Source organism: Metabacillus fastidiosus NBRC 101226, assembly GCF_001591625.1.
In the GTDB taxonomy this organism is placed as follows: Bacteria; Bacillota; Bacilli; order Bacillales; family Bacillaceae; genus Metabacillus; species Metabacillus fastidiosus.
In genome coordinates this window covers 1-2314 of record NZ_BCVG01000202.1, presented here as the reverse complement: position 1 = coordinate 2314, position 2314 = coordinate 1, and the positions used below count along the sequence as shown (strand labels likewise).

3 protein-coding genes are annotated in these 2314 nt (G+C 32.7%); all 3 read right to left on the bottom strand.

What is annotated here, in order from left to right:
* Positions 1 to 56 precede the first annotated feature (56 nt).
* The 3 genes from BFA01S_RS21320 to BFA01S_RS21310 all read right to left on the bottom strand — a co-directional run bounded on the left by BFA01S_RS21320 (position 57) and on the right by BFA01S_RS21310 (position 2212).
* Complete coding sequence (locus BFA01S_RS21320) at positions 57 to 401, bottom strand: DoxX family protein (protein ID WP_066235622.1); 345 nt, start codon at positions 399 to 401, stop codon at positions 57 to 59.
* Between the two features lie 36 nt (positions 402 to 437).
* Positions 438 to 974 (bottom strand): TetR/AcrR family transcriptional regulator, encoded by a 537-nt coding sequence (locus tag BFA01S_RS21315; protein WP_066235619.1) that lies wholly within the window; start codon positions 972 to 974, stop codon positions 438 to 440.
* Positions 975 to 1171: 197 nt separating this feature from the next.
* Positions 1172 to 2212: a zinc-binding alcohol dehydrogenase family protein gene (locus tag BFA01S_RS21310; RefSeq protein WP_066235618.1), complete on the bottom strand. Its 1041-nt coding sequence runs from the start codon at positions 2210 to 2212 to the stop codon at positions 1172 to 1174.
* Positions 2213 to 2314: the final 102 nt, after the last annotated feature.

Below are 2314 nucleotides of genomic sequence, written 5' to 3'. Positions count from 1 at the left end.
TTACTGCCCGTTAAGGCTGGGATAAAATGAATCTTCAAGTTAGAAAAGATAAAATACTAACCCTTAATTAAAATGATGAAAGCAAGTATTAAACATACTACTGATGGGATAACTGTTACTAAAGGCTGTTCGGCCCTAAAAATATGTGTATATACTGCTCCAATCATAATTACAAAAATAATCAGGCTGCCGATTATAGTTAAATAACGATTTCCAAATCCGGCAAATAGTGCGATTGACGCAAGCAGCTCCAGAACTCCAGTAACTGTCATAAACCAGAGCGGATATTCATATGCCCTCCAATGTTCCACTTGAAAATTAAATTGTAAAATTTTAATTAATCCGCCTAAACCGATAAATCCCCCTAAAATGATCTTTAAAACTATCATAATTACAGTCATTATCCGGCTCCTTTTTCATTAAATAAACTAGATATCTTACAGACCTTTCATTATTAAGCTCACTACTTCATTTGCTAACATTTTGGAAGTACTCTTTTTAGTTAATAAATGAGAAATAATTAGATTTTCAATCATGCCGTATATACAGACTGCAATAATATCCATAGATAAGTTAGAGCGAAAATATCCTGCTTTCTGTTCATATTTCAAATTCACTGCTAATAGCTCTATTATTTTTTCTTTATACTGTTCTGCATCATGAGCAAGAATAAGGCCTATACGGGTTAAATTTTCATTTTCTGCAAAAAAATCAAATAATATCTCGATCGATTTTGTTAAGGTTAAAGTCAAGTCTTCCTTTTTCACTTCAGAGGATAAACGAAGCGACCCTATTAATTCATTTAACTTTAGTCGAAAATCGTTTACAAGCTCATCAAAAATTGCATCTTTACTTGAAAAATAAATATAAAATGCAGGCTGGGTTAATTTAGAACGGGAAACGATATCACTTACTTTAGTACTGTAAAATCCTCGGCTGGCAAACTCATGAATTGCTGCTTCCTTTATTCTCATTCTAGTCTCTTTTCCCTTTAATCCCTTTCCGACTGCCAGAATAATCCGCTCCCTTTAAGTTATTTATAAATAACATTACTTCATAGTAACTTTTATACACTCATCTTACCAATAAATATAAAAATTGTAAAATTAATAAAACTCGCTAAATTAATATATAGCGAGTTTTATTATTCGTCTTGTAATATCCTATTTGCTCATAATATTTTTTTATCTCCCTCAAAATTCTCAATCACAATTTTTCCGATCGTACTGCCAGTTTCGATTAACTGATGTGCCTCTTTAATAGTTGCTGCATTGATTGGAGATAATTTTTTATTTATTGTTGTTTTTATTTCTCCCTTATCAATTAATTCACTAATTTTATTTAATAAAAAATGTTGTTTTATCATGTCGTCTGTATGATACATCGATCTTGTAAACATAAATTCCCATACAAATGTGGCACTCTTATTTTTTAATATATTAAGATCAAGGAACTCTTTATTTTCAACAATGGAACAAATCTTACCTTGGGGCTTTATTATTTCGCCCATATTATTCCAATGTTGATCTGTATTATTCAAACAAAGAATGAAATCCACCTCATTTATTTGGAGATCAGCTAATTGATTTTTAAATGATTGATAATGATTGATAACATGATCTGCACCTAGTTTTTTTACCCAGTCTCTTGTTTCTTGGCGTGAAGCAGTAGCTATAATATGCAGACCGGCATACTTCGCTAATTGTATTGCAATGGAGCCGACTCCCCCTGCACCTCCTATAATTAAAATATTTTTAAATTCATTTTCAACTTTATTAATTAGTTCAATATCTAAACGATCAAATAATGCCTCCCATGCGGTAATGGCGGTCAAAGGAAGAGCTGCCGACTCAGAATATGATAATGTATTCGGTTTACGCCCAACAATTCTTTCATCTACTAGATGATATTCACTATAAGTACCAGGCCTTGTAATACTTCCTGCATAGAAAACTTCATCTCCGACTTTGAAACTCTCACATTCTTCTCCTACCTCCACTACAATTCCGCTGGCATCCCATCCTAAAATTTTTGGTTCCTTTTCAATTTTTTCCTTTGGTGCACGCACTTTTACATCTACCGGATTAATTGAAATTGCCTCAATTTTAACGAGTAAGTCTCTGCCTTTGGGAATCGGTCTAGGTAATTCAATATCAATTAAACTTTCTTCTTTCTCAATAGATAAATATTTTAACAAACCAATTGCTTTCATAATTATTCCCTCCTACAATTTATCCCAGCCTTAACGGGCAGTAAGACTTCCCCTTCAAAGTTTTGAAAAGTGAAGTGGGGGATCAACTGCCCGTAAAGGTCC

What these genes read in the sequence shown, in the direction of transcription:
- BFA01S_RS21310 (WP_066235618.1), bottom strand. Translation starts at nt 2,212, where the DNA reads ATGAAAGCAATTGGTTTGTTAAAATATTTATCTATTGAGAAAGAAGAA.
- BFA01S_RS21315 (WP_066235619.1), bottom strand. Translation starts at nt 974, where the DNA reads ATGAGAATAAAGGAAGCAGCAATTCATGAGTTTGCCAGCCGAGGATTT.
- BFA01S_RS21320 (WP_066235622.1), bottom strand. Translation starts at nt 401, where the DNA reads ATGACTGTAATTATGATAGTTTTAAAGATCATTTTAGGGGGATTTATC.